The following is a 20,280-nucleotide window of genomic DNA, read 5'->3' on the forward strand; positions in this document are numbered from 1 at the left end:
GAGGAGATGGCGGGACGGGAAACCCCCCTCACGTAGAACCCGAAGGGAGCCGCGCAGCAGAAAGAAGAGAGAACACCCCCCCCCCCCCCCCCCCCCCCCCCTCCACGGGTCACACCAGGGCGCGGAGGCCCTCGACGAGCGGGGTCGTCGGGCGGCCGATGAGGCGGCGGAGGGTGCCGTCGGTGTCCGCCAAGGCGCCGTCGCGGATGCCGGCGTCCAGGGCGACGACGAACCCGGCGGTGCCCTCGTCGAGGCCGGCGGCGCGGAGCGCGGCGAGCTGCTCGTCGGCGGAGAGGGGGACGAACACGACCTCGCGGCCCGTCACCTCGGTCATCGCGGCGGCGAGGTCGGCGTAGGTCCATGCGACGTCCCCGCCGAGCTCGTAGACCGCACCGAGGTGTCCGTCCTCGGTGGCGACGACGGCGGCGGCCTCGGCGTAGTCCTTCCGGCTGGCGGAGGCGACGCGGCCCTCTCCGGTGCCGGCGCTGAGGGTGCCGGTCTCCGCTGCACGAGCCAGGTCGGCGGCGTAGTTCTCGGTGTACCAGTTGTTGCGGAGGATCACCGCGGGAAGACCTGCAGCCGCGATGAGCTCCTCGGTGGCCTTGTGCTCGGGAGCCAGGACGAGGGAGCTCGTGGTGGCCTTCGGAGCGCTCGTGTAGACGAACTTCGACACCCCGGCATCCTTCGCGGCCTCGATGACCGCCTGATGCTGCGCGACGCGCTGGCCCACCTCCGAGCCGGAGACGAGCACGACGGTGTCCACGCCGTCGAGCGCCGCCGCGACCGACGCCGGGTTGGTGTAGTCGAGACGGACGACGGGCACGCCGAGGTCGGCCCCCTTGGCGAGGTCGCGCGCACCGGCGCGGATCGTCTGCGGGTCGACGCCGCGCGCGAGCAGGGCGGCGACGATGAGGCGGCCGAGGTGACCGGTCGAACCGGTGACGAGGATGGTCATGGGAGTCCTTTCGTTGCTGACTCCCCGGACAACCCCGGCAGCCGTGCTCCGCATTCCTTTCGGCGGGTACCCACTTTTCGGTAAGGTACCCACATGACGGTGAGTTTTGCGCAGATCCGCGATTCCCAGCCCGCTCTCTTCGATCAGGGATGCGGGACACGCGTCATCCTCGACCACATCATGAGCAAGTGGGGCGTGCTCGTACTCTCCTGTCTCTCCGACGGCACGCGGCGCTGGGGCGAGCTGCGTCGGGAGGTGGACGGCATCAGCGAGAAGATGCTCGCGTCGACCTTGCGGACCCTCACCGACGACGGCCTGGTGCATCGGGAGTCGCTGCCGACGGTGCCGCCGCATGTCGAGTACAGCCTCACGCCTCTCGGGCGTGACCTGATGGAGCGGATGCTTCCGCTGATGGAGTGGGTCGCGGCGCACGCCGACGGAATGCTCGGTCGCGACTGACCCACGGAATCCTTCGCGTATCTGAACGCGACGCATGGATTCCGTTGCAGAAACAAAAGGATTGACGGGATACCGCAGCGAGCCGTACTGTTCAGGACATGGCAACGACGCCCATCCACCTCGAACGCCCCGACGGCAAGGGCCTGGCCGCAGGCACCCTCGGCCTGTGGGGCTCCACCGTCATCGGGCTCGCCTCCACGGCCCCCGTCTACTCGCTCGTCGCGACGCTCGGCTTCGTCGTGCTCGCCGTCGGCGCGCAGGCGCCGATCGCCTTCATCATCGCCTTCGTGCCGATGCTGCTGATCGCCTTCGCCTATCGCGAGCTCAACAACGCCGTCCCCGACTGCGGCACCACGTTCACCTGGGGCACCAAGGCCTTCGGGCCGTGGGTGGGCTGGATGGGCGGCTGGGGCGTCGCGGTCGCCGGCATGGTCGTGCTCGCGAACCTCGCGCAGATCGCCTCCGTGTACTTCTGGTCGCTGATCGGGCAGGACCTCGAGAACAACGACTGGCGCGTCGTCGTCGTGGCGGTTCTCTTCATCGCGGCGATGACCTGGGTGAGCTGGCGCGGGGTCGAGATCGGCGAGCGCATTCAGAACGTGCTCCTCGCGATCCAGTACCTCGCGCTGGCGATCTTCATCGTGGCCGCCCTCTGGCAGTTCTTCACGGGCGACGCCCCCGACGCCACCCCGTTCTCGTGGGAGTGGCTGAACCCCTTCGGCTTCACCGACTGGTCGGGCTTCACCGAGGCGATCCTCCTCGCGCTCTTCATCTACTGGGGATGGGACACCTGCCTCGCCCTCAACGAGGAGACGAAGGACCCGAAGCGCATCCCCGGCCGCGCCGCGGTGCTCACGTGCGTCATCCTCCTGGTGACGTACGTCGCGGTGACGATCGCCGCGATGATGTACGCCGGACTCGGCGAGGACGGCACGGGACTCGGCAACGAGGCCAACGCCGACGACTTCTTCCTGGCCATCAAGGACGGGCTGCTCGGACCGTTCGGCTGGGTGCTGGTGGTCGCGGTCATCATCTCGGCGATCTCGTCCACCCAGACGACCATCCTCCCGACCGCCCGCGGCACGCTCGCGATGGGCGTGTACCGGGCGCTCCCGGCGAAGTTCAAGGACGTGCACCCGGTCTACAAGACGCCGTCGTTCTCGACCATCGTCATGGGCGTGGTGGCTTCCCTCTACTACGTCGGCATGACCTTCATCAGCGACAACATCCTGCAGGACTCGATCCTCTCGCTGGGCCTCGCGATCGCGTTCTACTACGCCATCACCGGTTTCGCCTGCGTCTGGTACTTCCGTGCCGACCTGCGCCGCTCGACCCGCGACCTGTTCTTCAAGGGCATCTTCCCGCTGCTCGGAGCGCTGCTGCTGACCGGCGCGTTCGTGCAGTCGGCGATCGACATGTGGGATGTCGACTACGGCTACACCGTGCTCTTCGGCATCGGCGGCACGTTCGTGATCGGCATCGGGTCGCTGGCGATCGGCCTCGTCCTGATGTTCCTCTGGTACCTCTTCCCGCGGTCGAAGCGGTTCTTCCGGGGCGAGAGCCTGAACCGGGAGACCGAGGTGATGGTGCCGGAGGAGCCGGGCGCGATGATCCGCTCGGTCGACGGCGGCATCTGAGGCGCAGGGTGCGCGCGCGGCTGTCCTAGGCTGGCCTCGTGCGCATCCGGCTCGACATCGCCTACGACGGCACCCATTTCCGCGGGTGGGCCACGCAGCCCACGCTCCGCACGGTCCAGGGGACGCTGGAGGCGGCGCTCGCCCGGATCGTCGGCTCCGACGTGCGGTTCGTCGTCGCCGGACGGACGGACGCCGGCGTGCATGCGAGCGGACAGGTCGCGCACGTGGATCTCGACGAGGCGCAGTGGGCCCGGATCCAGGCACGACACGGCCGCGCCGCCGAGGATCCCGCGGCCAGCATCGCGGCGCGCATGCGCGGGGTGCTCGGCGCCTACCCCGACGTGTCGGTCGTGCGCTCCTCCCTCGCCCCCGAGGGCTTCGACGCGCGCTTCTCCGCGGTCTGGCGACGCTATCGGTACCGGCTCGCCGACGACCTCGCCGGCTATGACCCGCTGCGGCGTCTCGACACCACGACGATCCGCGGTCGGCTGGACGCCGAGGCCATGGACGCCGCCGCCCGGACCCTCATCGGTCTGCACGACTTCGCCGCCTACTGCAAGCCGCGCGAGGAGGCCACGACCATCCGCACGCTGCTCGACTACCGGTGGCAGCGGGACGCGGACGGGGTGCTCGTCGCGGAGGTGAAGGCCGACGCGTTCTGCCACAGCATGGTGCGGGCCCTCGTCGGCGCCTGCGCGGCGGTGGGGGAGGGGCGCCTCGACGTGGGCGACCTCGTCGTGCTCCGCGATGCCCTCACGCGGACCAGCGAGTTCAAGGTGCTCGCCGCCCGCGGGCTCACGCTCACCGAGGTCGGATACCCCGCCGACGATCTCCTCGCCGCGCGGGCAGCCCAGACCCGCGCCCGCCGGGACCACGAGACCGACTGATCGTCCGGATCCGGAGCCGGGGCACAGATGGGGCGGGTAGCGTGGGGACGATCATGAAGGTCATCTCCTACAACCTGCGCAAGCACCGGGCCGCCGGCGAGCTCGCGGCGCTCGTCGATGAGCATGATCCCGACATCCTCTGCCTGCAGGAGTGCGACGTCCCGGAGCTGCCGGACCGAATCGGCGGCCTCGTGCTGGCGGATGCGACACAGGGCAACCGCCTCGGTCTCGCGCTCTTCTATCGCGAGAGCACCTACCGCCTGCACGGCATCCGTACCCTCGGCCTGAAGAAGTCGCTGCACGATCGCATCGCGAAGCCGGCGCACGAGCGCGTGCTCGGCGCGCGCCTGCGCGACATCGACGACGGCGGCGAGTTCATCGTCGCGTCCTTCCACGCCGCGCCCCTGACGGCGTTGAACTCGTTGCGGCGGCATCAGATCCGTGCGGCGCTCGCCGAGCTCGCGACGCTGGGCGAGGGACTGCCGCAGCTCATGGTGGGCGATTACAACTACCCCGTGTTCAAGGAGAACCTCGGGCAGGCCGTGCGCGACCAGGGCTACGCGCTCTCCCTCAGCGACGACCACACCTACACGCGCTACCGCGTCTTCCGCGGGCACTACGACTTCGCGACGTCGTCCGGCTTCGAGATCGAGCGCATCACCACGCTGCCGCAGCGCTCCAGCGACCACCGCCCGATCCTCGTGACGGTCCGCCCGGACTGAGTCCGGGCGCCGGCGGGTTTGGGAATGCCGTTCCGGTGGCGTATGCTGACTCTTTGGTGCCCTTCCCTGTCCTGCGGGGAAGACGCACATCCGAACGTGAGCCCTCCACTGGCGTGTTCCTCCCCGTAGGGAAGAACCACCCCGGAGTGGGATTCACGAACACCTCCGTTCGACAAGAAAGCAGCACTATCGTGACGCGCACTTACACCCCCAAGGCTGGCGAAGTCCAGCGCGACTGGGTCGTCATCGACGCCACCGACGTCGTTCTCGGCCGTCTGGCTTCGCACGCGGCGACGCTCCTGCGTGGCAAGCACAAGCCGACCTTCGCCAACCACATCGACTCGGGTGACTTCGTCATCATCGTGAACGCCGACAAGGTCGCGCTCACCGGTCAGAAGCTCCAGAAGAAGATGGCGTACCGCCACTCCGGCTACCCGGGTGGCCTCAAGGCCGTCAGCTACGCCGAGCTCCTCGAGAAGAACCCGGTCCGCGCCGTGGAGAAGGCCATCCGTGGCATGCTCCCGAAGAACAGCCTGGGCCGCCAGCAGCTGTCGAAGCTGAAGGTGTACGCCGGTGCCGAGCACCCGCACGCCGCGCAGCAGCCCCAGCCGTACACCCTCGACCAGGTCGCCCAGTAAGCGCCGTACAGACTAAGGACATACTCGTGGCTGACATCCAGGACTCCACCGAAAACCTCCAGAACTTCTCGACGTCGACCCCGGAGACCGACGCGGTCGAGGCGGCTCCCCGCCCCGTGCTGAGCGTCCCCGGCGCCGCTGTCGGCCGTCGCAAGCAGGCCATCGCCCGCGTGCGTCTGGTTCCCGGCTCGGGCACCATCACGGTCAACGGCCGCACGCTCGAGGACTACTTCCCGAACAAGCTGCACCAGCAGCTCATCAACGACCCGTTCACCGCGCTGAACCTCGCCGGTGCCTACGACGTGATCGCCCGCATCTCGGGTGGTGGCGACTCCGGCCAGGCCGGCGCCCTGCGTCTCGGCATCGCCCGTGCCCTCAACGGCATCGACGCGGAGAACAACCGTCCGACCCTGAAGAAGGCCGGCTTCCTCTCGCGCGACGCTCGCGTCAAGGAGCGCAAGAAGGCCGGACTCAAGAAGGCCCGTAAGGCGCCTCAGTACTCGAAGCGTTAAGGTCCACTGCTCCGATGCCGATCTTTGGCACGGACGGCGTGCGAGGACTCGCCAATGGCATCCTCACCGCCGACCTGGCGCTCACCCTGGCCCAGGCGACTGCTGTCGTCCTGGGCCAGGGCCGTACTGCGGAGGCTCGCAAGGCCGAAGGCAAGCGACTCACCGCCGTCGTCGCCCGTGACCCCCGGGTCTCGGGGCACTTCCTGACCGCCGCCGTCTCCGCGGGACTCGCCTCCTCCGGCGTCGACGTCCTCGAGGCCGGGGTCATCCCCACGCCGGCGCTGGCATTCCTCGTCGCGGATCGCGACGCCGACTTCGGCGTGATGATCTCCGCGTCGCACAACGCGGCGCCCGACAACGGGATCAAGATCTTCGCCCGCGGCGGACGCAAGCTCCCTGACATCGTGGAGCAGCGCATCGAGGAGGCCATGCACGGCGAGATGCTGCGCCCGACCGGTGCCGGCGTCGGCCGCATCGACCGGTTCTCGGACGCCGAGGACCGCTACGTGGTGCACCTGCTCGCGTCGCTGCCGCACCGTCTCGAGGGCATCCACGTCGTGCTCGACTGCGCCCACGGCGCCGCCTCCGGTGTCTCGCCGGAGACGTTCCGCGATGCAGGCGCCGAGGTCACGGTGATCGGTGCCGACCCCGACGGCTGGAACATCAACGACGGCGTCGGTTCGACCCACCTCGACAACCTCGCCGAGGCCGTCGTCCGGCTCGGCGCCGACGTCGGCATCGCGCACGACGGCGACGCGGATCGCTGCCTCGCGGTCGACGCACAGGGCAACGTCGTGGACGGCGACCAGATCATGGCCATCCTCGCCGTGTCGATGAAGGAGCGCGGTCGTCTCACCGACGACACCCTCGTGGCCACGGTCATGAGCAACCTCGGCCTGCACGTCGCGATGCGCGAGCACGGAATCACGGTGCGTCAGACGGCCGTCGGCGACCGCTACGTGCTCGAGGACATGAACGCCGGCGGCTACGCCCTCGGCGGCGAGCAGTCCGGCCACGTCATCATGAGCGAATACGCCACCACGGGTGACGGCCTGCTCACCGGTCTGCATCTGGTGGCCGAGATGGCGCGGCAGGGCAAGTCCCTCGCCGAGCTCGCGTCCGTCATGACCGTGTACCCGCAGCTGCTGATCAACGTCCGCGACGTCGACAAGGATCGCGTCGCCGATGACGAGGTCGTGCAGCAGGCGGTGCGCGACGTCGAGGCCGAGCTGGGCGATACCGGGCGTGTGCTGCTGCGCAAGTCCGGCACCGAGCCGCTGGTGCGCGTCATGGTCGAGGCGGCCGACTCCGAGTCGGCACGGGCTCACGCCGAACGACTGGCTGCCGTGGTGCAGGAGCGCCTCGCCCTCTGACGGGGGCGGGGGCTCGCTGCCTCACCCTGCCGTCGAGGTCGGCTGCACGGCTCTCGGGCGCGGCCGCAGGCCCACGGCCACCCGGACGAGCAGGCATCCGACGATGGTGCCCAGGGTGTTCGCGATCACGTCCGACAGCGTCGGGTAGCGGCTGGGCAGCAGCGTCTGCACGAGCTCGATCGTGGCGCTCGCGGCGTAGCCCGTCAGGATCACGAGCCAGGGGCTCCAGCGCGGCCATCCCGCGGCCAGGAGAAGCCCGAGCGGGACGAACAGCGCGATGTTCGCGAGGAACTCGAACACGGTGTAGCTCGTCGAGAGCGAGATCCCGAGATGGGCGGAGGCGTACTCCGCGAGACGGAACGCGATACCCGTCACCCGCGACGCGACCGTGGCCGGCAGCCAGACGATCATCGCGACGGCGACGACGTACGGGACGAGCAGCACGCGCGCCGCGATGGCGGTCTTCGTCAAGCGGGAGGGCATGGCGCGAGCCTAGGGGGCGAACCTGGGGATCCGTCCGGCGGCGGGGGTCACCCGGGCGGGCCCTGCTGCTCGATGTACCGCAGCAGCACGCCTTCCCGCAGCGCCCAGGGCGACACTTCCAGCTCCTCCACGTCGAGCGCCGTCATCGCCGCATGCAGCGACACCGCCGCCGCGACGATCTGGAAGGTGCGGTCGGGAGTGATGCCGGGAAGCTCCTGCCGCGCCGATGCGGGCAGACGCGCCAACCGCGGGATCCACGACCCGAGGGCCGCACGAGGCAGCAGCATCCGCTCGCTCCCCGACCAGCCGGGGACCGGGTAGCCGACCAGACGCGCGAGGGAGCGGATGGCCTTGGACGATCCGACGACGTGGTCGGGACGGGGGAGCGCCGTGAACGCGGGGACGACGGAGGCGAGCGTCGTCGTCGCATGCGCGCGGAGCCGGTCCACGTCGTCCTCGCCGGGTGGGTCCTGCGGGAGGAAGCGCACCGTCATACGTCCCGCGCCCAACGGCACGGAGGTGGCGATCTCCGGGAGCTCCTCGGCCCCCGCGGCGATCTCCAGCGAACCGCCGCCGATGTCGAGGAGCAGCAGTCGGCCGGCGGACCAGCCGAACCAGCGTCGCACGGCGAGGAAGGTGAGCGCGGCCTCGGTCTCGCCGTCGAGCACCTGCAGCGGCTGGCCGAGCGCGGCCTCGATGCGGGCGATCACGGCAGCCCCGTTGCGGGCGTCGCGCACGGCGCTCGTGGCGGTGGCGAGGAGAGCGTCGACGCCCTCGGTCTCGGCGACCCGACGCGCCTGGGCGACGGCCGCCTCCAAAGCCCGCACGCCCTCCTCGGCGATCGCGCCGTCCGGTGTGAGGTAGCGCATGAGGCGCAGCACGGTGCGGTCGCTCGTCGTCGCGAGCGGTCGTCCGCCGGGACGCACGTCGGCCGCGAGCATGTGGACGGTGTTCGATCCGATGTCGATGACTCCGAGGCGCACGGGATGAGGATACTCGCGCGCGGTTACGATGGACGACGTGACCACCGTCGACCCCACGCTGCCGCTGTCGCCGTACCGGGAGATCGGGCGCGCGGAGTGGGCGCGTCTCGCCGCGGGACTCGACCAGCCGCTCACCGAGACCGAGGTCGTCGAACTCCGAGGCATCGGCGACCGGCTCGACCTCACCGAGGTGCGCGAGGTCTACCTCCCGTTGAGCCGGCTGCTGAGTCTGTACGCGAGCGCGACCAAGCAGCTCGGCGCCGCGACCTCGACGTTCCTGCAGGAGGACGACACCACGACGCCGTTCGTCGTCGGCGTCGCCGGCTCCGTCGCGGTGGGCAAATCGACGATCGCCCGGCTCCTCCGCGAGCTCATGAGCCGCTGGCCGGGGACGCCGCGGGTGGAGCTGGTCACGACGGACGGCTTCCTCTACCCGAACGCCGAGCTGGAGCGCCGCGGCCTCATGGACCGCAAGGGCTTCCCCGAGTCGTACGACCGCCGGGCGCTGATCCAGTTCCTCACGGAGGTCAAGAGCGGGGCTCCCGAGGTGCGCGCGCCGTTCTACTCCCACATGCGGTACGACATCGTCCCGGACGCCCACGTCGTGGTGCGCCGGCCGGACGTCGTGATCGTCGAGGGGCTGAACGTCCTGCAGCCCCCGCCGGCGCCGAACGACGTGGCCGTGAGCGATCTCTTCGACTTCTCGATCTTCGTGGACGCCGACACGGCACACATCGAGAAGTGGTACGTCGACCGGTTCCTCGCTCTGCGGCAGGGTGCCTTCAGCAACCCGAACTCGTACTTCAACGTGTTCGCGCACCTCACCGACGAGGAGGCGATCACCACTGCATTGGGATACTGGAACGAGATCAACATGCCCAACCTCGTCGAGAACGTGATGCCGACTCGGCATCGGGCACGGCTCGTCCTGCGGAAGGGCGCGGATCACGACGTGGAGAGCGTGCTCCTGCGCAAGCTCTGACCGCTCGCGGCGGCGGCCGATTGTTCGGACGGTTCGCAAAAAATGCCGCTTACCCTTATCCGCATGTGTGGAATCGTCGGATACGTGGGCCCGCGGCCCAGCCAGGACATCCTTCTCGCCGGCCTCGCCCGGCTCGAGTACCGCGGCTATGACTCCGCGGGCATCGCCGTGATCGACGGCGAGGGGACGCTGGGCATGCGCAAGAAGGCGGGCAAGCTCGCCATGCTGCGCGACTCGCTCGGCGACGCCCCCCTCGCCGACGGCACGACCGGCATCGGCCACACCCGCTGGGCGACGCACGGCGGACCGACCGACGTCAACGCGCACCCGCACCTCGCCGACGACGACAAGCTCGCGGTGATCCACAACGGCATCATCGAGAACTTCGCGGCCCTGCGCGACGAGCTCCTCGCCGACGGCGTCGCCTTCCGCAGCGAGACCGACACCGAGGTGGCCGCCGCCCTCCTCGGCCGCGAGTATGCGGGCAACGGCGGCGATCTCGCCCTCGCCTTCCGCACGGTGGTGAACCGCCTCGAGGGGGCCTTCACGCTCCTGGCCATGCACCAGGACCACCCGGGGCTCGTCGTCGGCGCCCGCCGCAACTCGCCGCTCGTGATCGGTCTGGGCGAGGGGGAGAACTTCCTCGGCTCCGACGTCGCCGCCTTCGTCGAGCACACCCGCAAGGCACTGGCGATCGGTCAGGACCAGATCGTCTCGATCACCCCGGACGCGGTGACCGTGACCGACTTCGCCGGGACGCCCGTCACCGCCGAGCCCTTCGACGTCTCCTGGGACGCCGCCGCCGCCGAGAAGGGCGGATGGTCGAGCTTCATGGCCAAGGAGGTCGCGGAGCAGCCCGAGGCGGTCGCGAACACCATCCGCGGACGCATCCGCGACGGTCAGGTCGTGATCCCGGAGCTGGACGGCCTCGACGAGCTCTTCGTCGGCATCAACCGCGTCATCATCACGGCGTGCGGCACGGCCTCCTATGCCGCGCTCGTCGGCAAGTACGCGATCGAGCAGTGGGCCCGCGTGGCCGTCGACGTCGAGCTCGCCCACGAGTTCCGCTACCGCGACCCGGTCATCGGCGCGGACACCCTCGTGGTCTCGATCAGCCAGTCCGGCGAGACCATGGACACCCTCATGGCCGTGAAGTACGCCCGGGAGCGCGGTGCCCGCACGCTGTCGGTCTGCAACACGCAGGGCGCGACCATCCCGCGCGAGTCCGACGCCGTCGTGTACACCCACGCCGGCCCGGAGGTCGCCGTGGCCTCGACCAAGGCGTTCTCCGCCCAGATCACGGCCCTGCTGCTGCTCGGCCTGCACATGGGCCGCGTCCGCGGTGTCGTCGCCGACGCCTCCACGGACGTCGAAGAGCTCGCCGCGCTGCCGGAGAAGGTCGCGAAGGTGCTGGAGAGCGAGCACGAGCACGTCTCGCAGCTCGCCGGCTGGATGGCCGACACCCGCTCGGTGCTCTTCCTCGGCCGCCACGTCGGCTATCCGATCGCGCTCGAGGGTGCGCTCAAGCTCAAGGAGATCTCCTACATCCACGCGGAGGGCTTCGCCGCCGGTGAGCTCAAGCACGGTCCGATCGCCCTGATCGAGCCGGGACAGCCGGTGTTCGTGCTCGTGCCGTCGCCGCGGCACTCCGCGCTCGTGCACTCCAAGGTCGTCTCCAACATCCAGGAGATCCGCGCCCGTGGCGCCCGCGTGATCGTCGTGGCGGAGGAGGGCGACGCCGCCGTGCTGCCCTTCGCCGACGAGGTCATCCACATCCCGCTCGCCGGGCCCATGTTCGAGCCGCTGCTCGCCGTGGTTCCGCTGCAGATCTTCGCGATGGCGCTGGCCACCGCGAAGGGTCTCGACGTGGACCAGCCGCGCAACCTCGCGAAGTCCGTCACGGTGGAGTGACCGCCGACCCACCCCCTTGTGTTCCTCCCACCCCTCTGCGTGCGCACGCAGAGGGGTGGGGTGTACGGAGAGGGGTGGGTGGGCAAGCCCGGGTAGGCTGAACGCGTGATCATCGGCACCGGCATCGACCTCGTGGACATCCCGAGGTTCGAGCGCACGATGACCCGCACCCCTCGCCTGCGCGAGCGGCTGTTCGCTCCGTCCGAACGGGAGCTCCGGCTGCCGTCTCTGGCCGCGCGATATGCCGCGAAGGAAGCGCTGATCAAGGCGCTCGGCGGCTCCGACGGCGTGCACTGGACCGAGATCGAGATCGCCTCGGAGGCCTCCGGAAAGCCGCACTTCGTGCTGTCCGGATCCACCGCCGCGGTCGTCGAGGAGCGCGGCATCCGCACGCTGCATCTCACCCTCACCCACGATGCCGGCCTCGCCGCCGCGTTCGTCGTCGCCGAAGGAGCCCCGCTGTGACCGTCCCGTTCCGCGAGGCCACGATCGACCTCGATGCGATCGCCGACAACGTGCGGCACTTCCGCCGGCTCACCGGAGTCGAGGTGCTCGTCGTCGTCAAGGCCAACGCCTACGGCCACGGCGCCGCCGCGACCGCCGTGGCCGCGCTCTCCGCCGGTGCGACGCGGCTCGGCGTGGCCGAGATCCCGGAGGCGCTGGAACTGCGGCGTCAGGGCGTGCACGCGCCTGTGGTGGCCTGGCTGCACGCCCCGGGGGAGCGGTTCCTGGAGGCGGCTGCGGAAGGGGTCGAGGTCGGCATCTCGTCGTACGACCAGCTGCAGGCGGCCGCCGCCGCCGCGTCCGCGGACCGCCCGGTCGCCGTGCACCTGAAGCTCGAGACCGGGCTGTCACGCAACGGCATCGCTCCCGACGACTGGGGGACGGTGCTCGCCGAGGCCGCCCGGCTGGAGCGCATCGGCCGCCTGCGCATCGTGGGCCTCTTCTCGCACCTCTCCAACGCCTCGCCGGCCGACGACCGCGCCGCGCTCGCCCGGTTCGAGGAGGGTGTGGCGCAGGCCGCGGCGCTCGGCGTACGCCCGGAGATCCGCCACATCGCCGCCACGGCCGCCGCGATCGACCTGCCTGAGACACGGCTGGACGCCGTCCGCATCGGCATCGGCACGTACGGCCTCTCGCCCTTTGACGACCGCTCCTCCGCGGAACTGGGTCTGCGCCCGGCCATGACCCTGCGCGGGGCGGTGGCGGCCGTCCGTCGTGTTCCCGCCGGTACCGGGGTCTCCTACGACTACGTGCACCGCACCGACCGCGAGACCACCCTGGCGCTCGTGCCCCTCGGTTATGCCGACGGCGTGCCCCGCAGCGCCTCAGGACGCCTGCCCGTGTCGATCGGAGGGCGCCGCTACACGAACGTCGGACGGATCGCGATGGATCAGTTCGTCGTGGACGTCGGGGATGCGCCGGTGGGTGTCGGTGACGAGGTCACCCTGTTCGGGGATCCGACCCTCGGCGTGCCGTCAGCCACGGATTGGGCGGAGGTCGCCGGCACGATCGGCTACGAGATCGTCACCCGCATCGGTCACCGGGTGCCGCGGAGGACGACGTGAGCCTGGACCCCGCGTTCCTCGGACGCCGCCGGATCTCCACCTCCGAGGAGATGGAGCAGCTCGGCCTGCGCATCGGCGAGCAGCTCGAGCCGGGCGACCTCCTGATCCTCACCGGGCCGCTGGGGGCGGGCAAGACCACGTTCACCCGCGGCCTGGCCGAGGGCCTCGGGGTGCGCGGTCCCGTGCAGAGCCCCACGTTCGTGATCGCCCGCACGCATCCGTCGGTCGTCGGCCGCGCGCCGCTCGTGCACGTCGACGCCTATCGCCTCGGCTCCGCGGCGGAACTCGACGACCTCGACCTCGACCTGGAGCGGTCGGTCGTGGTCGTGGAATGGGGCCGCGGTATGGCGGAGGAGCTCGCCGACGCCTGGTGGGACATCGAGATCGAACGCCCCGTCGGTGCCGGCGAGGACGACGCCCTCGACCCGTCGGAACTCGACGCCGACGCACCTCGCGTCGTCACGATCACCCGTGAGGAGCGCGCGTGACGGCGGGGGAGCCGCTGGTCGCGGTCATCATCGAGGACGACCCCGGGGTCCGGTCGCTGCTGGACGAGGTGTTCCTCGCCGCGGGGTTCCGCACCGTGCTGGCCGGCTCCGGGCCGGAGGGGCTCGCGGCGGTCGCGGCGCACCGTCCGATCATCACCACGCTCGACATCAACCTCCCCGGCATCGACGGCTTCGAGGTCGCGCGGCGCATCCGACAGGTCAGCGACACCTTCATCATCATGCTGTCCGCCCTGGCCGACGAGTCGGACGTGGTGCTCGGCCTCACCTCCGGTGCCGACGAGTACCTGGTGAAGCCTTTCCGGCCGCGCGAGCTGCGTGCCCGGATCGAGGCGCTCCTCCGGCGCACCCGCACCCCGGCGACGGACCCGCTCCCTCTCGCCGCCGCGCAGGTCCCGGCGGCTTCGACCCCCGTGCCCGCGGCCTCACCCGCCCCGAGTGCCGCGCTCCCGGCCGGTGCCGCCGCCGATGCCACCGTGGCCACGTGGCGAGGGCTCGTGCACCGTGACCTCAGTCTCGACCTCGACACGCGCCTCGTGCTCGTCGCCCAGCGCCTCGTCGAACTCACCCCCACCGAGTTCGACCTGCTCGCGGCGCTCCTCGAGGCCGGCCGCCGGGTCTGCAGCAAAGCCGACCTCGCGCTCGGACTGCGCGGAGCCTCCGGCGACGCCTTCGATCGGGTAAGCGAACCCGACAAGCGGGCGATCGAGACGCACATGGCCAATCTGCGTCGGAAGCTCGGCGACAGTCCCACCGCCCCTCGCTACATCGAGACGGTGCGTGGCGTCGGATACCGCCTCACGTCCGACGATCGGCGCCCCTGACGGGAGGGGTCGAGGCCGCGGCTCCCCCACCGCGGCCCCGGATGCCTGCGAATCCCCACTCGCGCGGCCCCAGCTTCTGCGAAATCCCCAGTCGCAGCGTCGGCTCCCACTCAGAATCGTAGGGCGCGAACGCCTCCTGAAGAGCGAGATGTGACGATCTTTGAGTAATCTTGCGTGAATGCTGAGGATCGACCGGGAGGTGGACCTTGATGATCCGCACGGTCTCGATCTGGCGGTGGCAGCTGGTGTTCACCGCGAGCATCGTCGCCATCGTGGTGATGGTCGCGGGCTTCAAGCCGCAGACCCTCGCGATCCCGCTGTTCATCGGGGGGATCGGCCTCATCGTCGTCACCACCCTGGTGGCGCTCATGGTCCCGTGGCGACGTCTGCCGCGCACGGCGGTGACGGTCCTCCCGCTGCTCGACGTGCTCGGGGTCGGACTGACGACGAACGTGCCGGATCTCCGGCTCGGCTTCCTCTGGGTCTTCCCCGTGGTCTGGCTGGCGACCTACTTCTCGATGCCCTGGGTGTTCGTCGGCATCGCGCTCAGCGGCGGCTGCCTGGTGTTCTTCTCGGACCGCTCCGGCCCGCCGGAGGACGTGCTGCTGCGCGTGCTCACGGTCGTCATCACCTTGAGCTTCCTCGGCGTGACGGTCCGCATCGGCGCCCAGCGCTCCGGCGCGGCACGGCGGCTCCTGCAGCGCCGCTCCGAGCAGGTGAACCGGGCGGCGGAGCGGGCCGAGACGAACCAGGAGCGCGTCACGCAGGTCATCGACGCGCTGCGCATCGCGCTGGTCGTGGTCACCTCCGCGGGCCGCATCCTGCAGATGAACGACGCCTACCGCACCCTCTACGGCCGTGACCGCTTCGGCGCGGCGCTCCCGTCGGCGTCCGTCGAGTACGACGCCCGGCGCGGGACGGCTCTGACCCCGGAGCGCACGACGCTGGCGCGGGCGGCCGCGGGGGAGTCGATGCGGGAGGAGCGGGTGTGGCTGTACGACGGGGCAGGGCAGTGGCACGCCCTGGCCGTGACCACGCAGCCCATCGCCGGAGCCCGGGAGGGGGAGCGCATCACCCTCGTCGTCATCGACGACGTCACCGCGCTCCTGGAGGCCGCCGAGGAGCGGCGGGCGCTGACCGCCGTGATCTCCCACGAGCTGCGCAACCCGCTGACCGCGATCATCGGCCACGTCGAGCTCCTGCGCGAGCGCGACGACCTCCCCGGCCGCGTGCCCGCGCAGATCGAGGTCATCGCGGACGCGGGGGAGCGGCTGCAGGATCTCGTCACGAGCATGCAGGCCCAGACGGGGCGGGTCTCGCACGACCCCTTCGAGCCGGTGGACCTGCGCGTGGTCGTCGAGGAGTCGGCCGCGTCGTTCGCGCCCCTGATGGGGGCCGCGCGGCAGGAGCTCATCCTCGACGGGGCCGAGCGGATGGTGATCACGGGCGACGCGTTCCGGCTGCGTCAGGTGCTGGACAACCTCCTGGGCAACGCCGTGAAGTACACGCCGGGGGGCGGGCGCATCACGGTGCGGCTGGCGGAGTCGGACGGACACGCCGAGGTCACCGTGGCGGACACCGGGATCGGCATCGCCGAGGAGGAGCTGCCGCGGCTGTTCGAGCCCTACTTCCGCGCCGACAGCGCCGTGCGCGGCGGCATCGCCGGCACCGGTCTCGGCATGGGCATCGCGCGGGACATCGTGGTCGCGCACGGCGGCGCCATCCTTGTGGCGAGCGAGGTGGACGTCGGGACCACCGTCACCGTCCGCTTCCCCCGACGAATGAGAGAGGACCCCGTATGACGCCGCTCGTGCCCGTCAGCGTCGACGTCACCACGAGCATGGTGGCCGTGGTGACCGTGCTCACCGCGATCGTCGTCGGTCTCGCCACCCTGGCGCGGCCGAGCAGGGCGACCATCGTCTGGGGCGTCGCCTTCGGCATCGGGATGCTCGGCGCCTACCTCTGGTTGGCCGGTCACCACACCGGCAGCCCCATGCTCCGCGCGGCCGCCTCCGCGATCGTCGTCTCCTTCGTGCCGCTCGTGTGGCTCGGGGTGCGGATGCACTTCGGACGGTCAGCGCCCTGGCTGCCGGTCGTCCTCGCGCTCGTCGGCGTCCCCACGGCGCTGATCCTCACGGCGGGCACGCGCTGGTATCTGCCGGTCTTCCACGTCGTCTTCCTGGCGATGGCGGTCTTCGCCGGCCTGCTCGCCTGGGAGCTGCTCCGAGGGCAGCCGGCGTCGCGGGACATCGTGCTGCCTCTCGCGCTCGCCGCGTGCGGCTTCGTCGTGGTCGCCGTCGTGAGCGCCGGCTCCGCCCTCGTCTCGGGAGGCGTGAGCACGGAGGAGCAGCTCAGCGCGCTGCGCGGGATGAACGCGGTCGGGACGATCGTCGTGAGCACGTGCGCAGCCTTCACCCTCGTGCTCCTCGTGCGGGTGGAGAGCGCGACGCCCGGGACGGACGGCGCGGCGGAGCGCGCCAGGGAGCGGCTTCGCAAGGCGTCAGCGCAGAAGGACCCCGCCTGGTCGATCCTCGACATCCGCCTGGACGACCCCACCGACCTCCGCGAGGCGTCGAGCAGCGCCGGCTTCCGACGCATCGCCGATCGGTTCCACGCGGACATCGGCGACGCGCTTCCGGCGACAGCCGATGCGGAGCGGGTCGCCGACGACCGCGCGATCGTCATCATCCACGGAAGCGACGAGGCGGTGCGGTTCCACCTGCGGGCGATCCTGGCATCCGTGTCGATCATCGATCTGGAGGCGCCTGCGAGCGGGATCCGCTCCTCCGCCAGCATCGGCTGGGCGACCGCAGCCGTCGCGGGATACGACTACGACACACTCGTCGCGGCGGCGGCATCCGCGGCGGAGCGGGCGCGCGACGCCGGCGGGGATCAGTGGAAACGGGCGCAGGAGTCGGATCTGACCGCCGTCTGAGCTCGCCTTCCGGCGTCAGCCGAACAGCCTCTTCACCGTATCGAGGTGCTCGCGGGTCAGGGCGCCGGCTGTCCGGGGGTCGCGCGCGGCGATCGCATCGCCGATACGCCCGTGCGCGTCCTGGTCGGCGGCGTCGCCGTGATGGCCGCGGATGCGCAGCATGTCGATCATGGCCTGCAGCGAGCGCGGGGCGAAGCCGTCGAACAGCTCTCGCAGCACGGGATTGCCGGAGGCGACGACGACGGCCCGGTGGAAGGCCATGTCCGCCTCGACGTGCGCGCGGATGTCCGTGCGTCGACGGTCGCGTTCGGCGAGCGTGCGCCTCAGCTCGTCCAGGTCGGCCGCGGTCCGGCGCTCCGCAGCGAGCGCCGCGGCCTCGACTTCGATCGCGGTGCGGGCCTCGAGGACCGCGATGATGTCGGCGCGGTCGAGGACGGCATCCCAGGTCGGGGCGGGCTCGACGGCCGTGACGAAGACGCCCGCGCCCTGGCGGGTGGCGAGCACACCGCGCCCGGCCAGGATGCGGATCGCCTCGCGGGCCGTCGAGCGACCCACGCCGAGCTGCGGAGCGAGCGTCGTCTCGCCGGGCAGCTTCCCGCCGACCTCCCATTCGCCGGCTCCGATCCGGGCGAGGAGCAGCTCGGCGGCCTGTTCGGCGAGGGATTCGCGGCGCACGGTCGTCATGGGTCCATTCTCGCAGGTGACTCGACTGCTCTGCTTGTCTGAGGAGTTGTGCTAGGTTCTCCCTATGCGCACATCCGGGTTCCTCCTCCTTCGTCGCCACGACGGGGTCTAGTCAGACCGGCTCCCCGTCGTGGGGAGCAGGACGCGCCGGTCGCCTTCCTCGCGATCCGAACAGGAACCAGATCATGACCCCATCCCGCGCCTTCCCGACCCTCGCCACCCCGTCCGGCGCCCTCCCCGACGACGCTCCGCACTGGAACAGGCAGCGGCCCTCGCAGATGCCCTCGCATCGCTATCGAGACGTGTACTCCCGTGTCGCCGTGCCGCTGCAGACGCGGACCTGGCCGAGCGCGCGACTGACCCAGGCCCCCCTGTGGGTCCCTGTGGATCTCCGGGACGGGAACCAGGCGCTGGCCGAGCCCATGGACCCGGCCCGCAAGCGGCTCTTCTTCGAGCTCATGGTCGCGATGGGCTACAAGGAGATCGAGGTCGGATACCCTTCGGCCTCCCGGACGGACTACGACTTCGTCCGGCTCCTCGCCGAGACCGACCTCGCTCCTGCCGACGTGACGATCGTGGTGTTCACGCCCGCGCGGCGCGACCTGATCGAGCGCACCGTCGAGTCCGTGCGCGGCATCCGGAACCCCGTCGTCATCCACATGTACACCGCCACGGCACCGACGTGGCGCGATGTCGTCCTCGGCCAGGACAGGGAGGGGCTGAGGGCGCTGATCCTCACGGGCGGGCAGGACGTGCTCCGCCTCGCGGGGGAGCTCGACAACGTCCGCTTCGAGTTCTCTCCCGAGGTGTTCACCCTCACCGAGCCGGACTTCGTCCTCGACGTGTGCGGGGTGATGACGACCCTGTGGGACGCGACCCCCGAGCGTCCCGTGATCCTGAACCTGCCGGCGACCGTCGAGGTCGCGACCCCGAACGTCTACGCGGACCAGATCGAGTACATGCACCGCAACCTCGGGCGTCGCGACGGGGTCATCCTCTCCGTGCATCCGCACAACGACCGCGGTACCGGCGTCGCCTGCGCGGAACTCGCCGTCCTCGCCGGTGCGCAGCGGGTCGAGGGGTGCCTCTTCGGCAACGGGGAGCGCACCGGCAACGTCGACCTCGTGACCCTCGCCCTCAACCTCCACGCACAGGGGGTCGATCCGATGATCGACTTCTCCGACATCGACGAGATCCGCCGGACCGTCGCGCACTGCAACGGCATCGACATCCACGCGCGGCACCCGTATGCCGGCGACCTCGTGCACACCGCCTTCTCGGGCACCCATCAGGACGCCATCCGGAAAGGGTTCGCGGAGCATCGCGCCCGTGCCGCGGAGGAGGGCCGCCCCGAGGACGAGATCGAATGGCGCGTGCCGTATCTGCCCATCGACCCGGCGGACATCGGCCGCAGCTACGACGCCGTGATCCGCGTCAACTCGCAGTCCGGGAAGGGCGGCATCGCGTACCTGCTGGAAGACGCCTATGGGATCGAGCTGCCGCGGCGCCTGCAGATCGACCTCGCCCGTCTCGTCCAGCGGCGCACCGAGCAGACGGGACGCGAGGTCACGGCCGCGGAGGTGTGGGACATCTTCCACGCCGCCTACCTCGCGAGCGCGGACACGGGACCGCTGAAGCTGCGGGCGGATGCCGACGTCGCGGGAGGGTGCACGACGATCACGCTCCATGCCGACGGCGTCGAGACGCGGACCCGCCACGACGGCGTCGGTCCGGTGGAGGCGCTGGGCACGGCGCTCGCGGCAATCGGTCTGCCCGTCGAGATCCTAAGTCTGCACCAGACGAGCATCGGAACGGGCACGGACAGCGACGCGCTCACCCTGATCGAGTACCGCGACGGCGCACGCTCGGAATGGGCGGCCGGCCGCGACCGCTCCGTGCTGGCGGCGACCCTGCACGCCGTGCGGAACGCGGCGGAGCGCCGCGCCGCGACGACGCCGGCCCGCGGGGACTAGGGGGTCTGCTTCTCGCGCCCCCGCGCGAGTGCCGCGGAGATCGCATCCGCGGCGCTCGCGTCGGTGTCGGCGGCGGCGGACATGTTCTCGGCCACGACGGCTTCGATGATCTCGGTGCGCTGGATGCGGGTCTCGCGCGGGGCCTTGACGCCGATGCGCACGCTGTCGCCCTTGATGTCGAGCAGCGTGACCTCGATCTCGCCGTCGATGCGCACGCTCTCACCGATCCGCCTCGTCAACACCAGCAT

21 protein-coding genes are annotated in these 20,280 nt (G+C 70.7%); 16 read left to right on the plus strand and 5 right to left on the minus strand.

Translation table 11 applies throughout. The annotated features are described in order from the left end of the window. Positions 1–109: 109 nt before the first annotated feature. Positions 110–955 (minus strand): SDR family oxidoreductase, encoded by an 846-nt coding sequence (locus tag ACFU8V_RS05995; protein ID WP_378869757.1) that lies wholly within the window; start codon positions 953–955, stop codon positions 110–112. Between the two features lie 93 nt (positions 956–1,048). On the opposite strand from ACFU8V_RS05995, the gene ACFU8V_RS06000 reads away from it, so the two are divergent. The 7 genes from ACFU8V_RS06000 to glmM all read left to right on the plus strand — a co-directional run bounded on the left by ACFU8V_RS06000 (position 1,049) and on the right by glmM (position 7,183). Further along, the gene (locus tag ACFU8V_RS06000) at positions 1,049–1,414 is read left to right on the plus strand and encodes a helix-turn-helix domain-containing protein (RefSeq protein WP_025104389.1); all 366 of its coding nucleotides are present in this window, start codon (positions 1,049–1,051) and stop codon (positions 1,412–1,414) included. Positions 1,415–1,512: 98 nt separating this feature from the next. Further along, entirely contained in the window at positions 1,513–3,051 is a 1,539-nt protein-coding gene (locus ACFU8V_RS06005; protein ID WP_378869761.1) for an APC family permease, read from the plus strand. 38 nt (positions 3,052–3,089) lie between these two features. Then, positions 3,090–3,938 carry a tRNA pseudouridine(38-40) synthase TruA gene (gene truA, locus ACFU8V_RS06010; protein ID WP_378869764.1) on the plus strand — a complete coding sequence of 283 codons (849 nt, stop codon included), beginning with the start codon at positions 3,090–3,092 and terminating at the stop codon, positions 3,936–3,938. A 53-nt stretch (positions 3,939–3,991) separates the two neighbouring features. After that, positions 3,992–4,660 carry an endonuclease/exonuclease/phosphatase family protein gene (locus ACFU8V_RS06015; RefSeq protein WP_378869767.1) on the plus strand — a complete coding sequence of 223 codons (669 nt, stop codon included), beginning with the start codon at positions 3,992–3,994 and terminating at the stop codon, positions 4,658–4,660. 191 nt (positions 4,661–4,851) lie between these two features. Next, a complete protein-coding gene (rplM, locus tag ACFU8V_RS06020) occupies positions 4,852–5,298 on the plus strand; it encodes a 50S ribosomal protein L13 (RefSeq protein ID WP_025104385.1) in 447 nt (148 codons plus the stop codon). Between the two features lie 26 nt (positions 5,299–5,324). Next, positions 5,325–5,810 (plus strand): 30S ribosomal protein S9, encoded by a 486-nt coding sequence (gene rpsI / locus ACFU8V_RS06025; RefSeq protein ID WP_025104384.1) that lies wholly within the window; start codon positions 5,325–5,327, stop codon positions 5,808–5,810. Positions 5,811–5,824: 14 nt separating this feature from the next. Beyond that, positions 5,825–7,183, plus strand: a complete 1,359-nt coding sequence (gene glmM, locus ACFU8V_RS06030) for a phosphoglucosamine mutase (RefSeq protein WP_062766240.1) — start codon at positions 5,825–5,827, stop codon at positions 7,181–7,183. Positions 7,184–7,204: 21 nt separating this feature from the next. Here the strand turns inward: glmM and ACFU8V_RS06035 are convergent, their stop codons facing one another. Together ACFU8V_RS06035 and ACFU8V_RS06040 are read right to left on the minus strand one after the other, a co-directional pair. Next, complete coding sequence (locus ACFU8V_RS06035; protein ID WP_366216112.1) at positions 7,205–7,666, minus strand: VanZ family protein; 462 nt, start codon at positions 7,664–7,666, stop codon at positions 7,205–7,207. Between the two features lie 47 nt (positions 7,667–7,713). After that, the gene (locus ACFU8V_RS06040) at positions 7,714–8,649 is read right to left on the minus strand and encodes a Ppx/GppA family phosphatase (protein WP_366216111.1); all 936 of its coding nucleotides are present in this window, start codon (positions 8,647–8,649) and stop codon (positions 7,714–7,716) included. Between the two features lie 28 nt (positions 8,650–8,677). Here ACFU8V_RS06040 and coaA point away from each other — a divergent pair, with 28 nt between their 5' ends. From coaA to ACFU8V_RS06080, 8 genes are all read left to right on the plus strand, one after another. After that, positions 8,678–9,631 (plus strand): type I pantothenate kinase, encoded by a 954-nt coding sequence (gene coaA, locus ACFU8V_RS06045; RefSeq protein ID WP_025104380.1) that lies wholly within the window; start codon positions 8,678–8,680, stop codon positions 9,629–9,631. A gap of 63 nt (positions 9,632–9,694) precedes the next feature. After that, positions 9,695–11,542 (plus strand): glutamine--fructose-6-phosphate transaminase (isomerizing), encoded by a 1,848-nt coding sequence (gene glmS, locus ACFU8V_RS06050; RefSeq protein ID WP_062766244.1) that lies wholly within the window; start codon positions 9,695–9,697, stop codon positions 11,540–11,542. A 105-nt stretch (positions 11,543–11,647) separates the two neighbouring features. Further along, positions 11,648–12,007, plus strand: coding sequence for a holo-ACP synthase (locus ACFU8V_RS06055; RefSeq protein WP_025104378.1), 360 nt, complete (start codon positions 11,648–11,650; stop codon positions 12,005–12,007). Beyond that, the gene (gene alr, locus ACFU8V_RS06060) at positions 12,004–13,110 is read left to right on the plus strand and encodes an alanine racemase (protein ID WP_338565508.1); all 1,107 of its coding nucleotides are present in this window, start codon (positions 12,004–12,006) and stop codon (positions 13,108–13,110) included. The genes ACFU8V_RS06055 and alr overlap by 4 nt, the downstream gene beginning before the upstream one ends. Then, on the plus strand, positions 13,107–13,598 hold the full coding sequence (gene tsaE / locus ACFU8V_RS06065) for a tRNA (adenosine(37)-N6)-threonylcarbamoyltransferase complex ATPase subunit type 1 TsaE (RefSeq protein WP_374460673.1): 492 nt from the start codon (positions 13,107–13,109) through the stop codon (positions 13,596–13,598). The genes alr and tsaE overlap by 4 nt, the downstream gene beginning before the upstream one ends. After that, on the plus strand, positions 13,595–14,440 hold the full coding sequence (locus ACFU8V_RS06070; RefSeq protein ID WP_378869777.1) for a response regulator transcription factor: 846 nt from the start codon (positions 13,595–13,597) through the stop codon (positions 14,438–14,440). Before tsaE ends, ACFU8V_RS06070 begins: the two co-directional genes overlap by 4 nt. A 209-nt stretch (positions 14,441–14,649) precedes the next feature. Next, complete coding sequence (locus tag ACFU8V_RS06075; protein ID WP_378869780.1) at positions 14,650–16,242, plus strand: sensor histidine kinase; 1,593 nt, start codon at positions 14,650–14,652, stop codon at positions 16,240–16,242. Continuing rightward, positions 16,239–17,375, plus strand: coding sequence for a hypothetical protein (locus tag ACFU8V_RS06080; protein ID WP_378869783.1), 1,137 nt, complete (start codon positions 16,239–16,241; stop codon positions 17,373–17,375). Before ACFU8V_RS06075 ends, ACFU8V_RS06080 begins: the two co-directional genes overlap by 4 nt. A 15-nt stretch (positions 17,376–17,390) precedes the next feature. Here ACFU8V_RS06080 and ACFU8V_RS06085 read toward each other — a convergent pair whose 3' ends face one another. Continuing rightward, positions 17,391–18,059 (minus strand): FadR/GntR family transcriptional regulator, encoded by a 669-nt coding sequence (locus tag ACFU8V_RS06085; protein ID WP_025104372.1) that lies wholly within the window; start codon positions 18,057–18,059, stop codon positions 17,391–17,393. Between the two features lie 278 nt (positions 18,060–18,337). Between ACFU8V_RS06085 and ACFU8V_RS06090 the strand changes: the two genes are divergently transcribed. Further along, positions 18,338–20,032 carry a 2-isopropylmalate synthase gene (locus ACFU8V_RS06090; RefSeq protein WP_378871801.1) on the plus strand — a complete coding sequence of 565 codons (1,695 nt, stop codon included), beginning with the start codon at positions 18,338–18,340 and terminating at the stop codon, positions 20,030–20,032. On the opposite strand, the gene csrA is transcribed toward ACFU8V_RS06090, so the two are convergent. Then, positions 20,029–20,280: a carbon storage regulator CsrA gene (csrA, locus tag ACFU8V_RS06095; protein ID WP_378869786.1), complete on the minus strand. Its 252-nt coding sequence runs from the start codon at positions 20,278–20,280 to the stop codon at positions 20,029–20,031. The genes ACFU8V_RS06090 and csrA overlap by 4 nt on opposite strands.

The organism is Microbacterium sp. NPDC057658, assembly GCF_042799975.1.
Taxonomy (GTDB): domain Bacteria; phylum Actinomycetota; class Actinomycetes; order Actinomycetales; family Microbacteriaceae; genus Microbacterium.

Coding starts and splice junctions, on each gene's coding strand:
- ACFU8V_RS05995 (WP_378869757.1), bottom strand. CDS start 955: ATGACCATCCTCGTCACCGGTTCGACCGGTCACCTCGGCCGCCTCATC.
- ACFU8V_RS06000 (WP_025104389.1), top strand. CDS start 1,049: ATGACGGTGAGTTTTGCGCAGATCCGCGATTCCCAGCCCGCTCTCTTC.
- ACFU8V_RS06005 (WP_378869761.1), top strand. CDS start 1,513: ATGGCAACGACGCCCATCCACCTCGAACGCCCCGACGGCAAGGGCCTG.
- ACFU8V_RS06015 (WP_378869767.1), top strand. CDS start 3,992: ATGAAGGTCATCTCCTACAACCTGCGCAAGCACCGGGCCGCCGGCGAG.
- glmM (WP_062766240.1), top strand. CDS start 5,825: ATGCCGATCTTTGGCACGGACGGCGTGCGAGGACTCGCCAATGGCATC.
- ACFU8V_RS06035 (WP_366216112.1), bottom strand. CDS start 7,666: ATGCCCTCCCGCTTGACGAAGACCGCCATCGCGGCGCGCGTGCTGCTC.
- coaA (WP_025104380.1), top strand. CDS start 8,678: ATGGACGACGTGACCACCGTCGACCCCACGCTGCCGCTGTCGCCGTAC.
- glmS (WP_062766244.1), top strand. CDS start 9,695: ATGTGTGGAATCGTCGGATACGTGGGCCCGCGGCCCAGCCAGGACATC.
- ACFU8V_RS06075 (WP_378869780.1), top strand. CDS start 14,650: ATGATCCGCACGGTCTCGATCTGGCGGTGGCAGCTGGTGTTCACCGCG.
- ACFU8V_RS06080 (WP_378869783.1), top strand. CDS start 16,239: ATGACGCCGCTCGTGCCCGTCAGCGTCGACGTCACCACGAGCATGGTG.
- ACFU8V_RS06085 (WP_025104372.1), bottom strand. CDS start 18,059: ATGACGACCGTGCGCCGCGAATCCCTCGCCGAACAGGCCGCCGAGCTG.
- ACFU8V_RS06090 (WP_378871801.1), top strand. CDS start 18,338: ATGCCCTCGCATCGCTATCGAGACGTGTACTCCCGTGTCGCCGTGCCG.
- csrA (WP_378869786.1), bottom strand. CDS start 20,280: ATGCTGGTGTTGACGAGGCGGATCGGTGAGAGCGTGCGCATCGACGGC.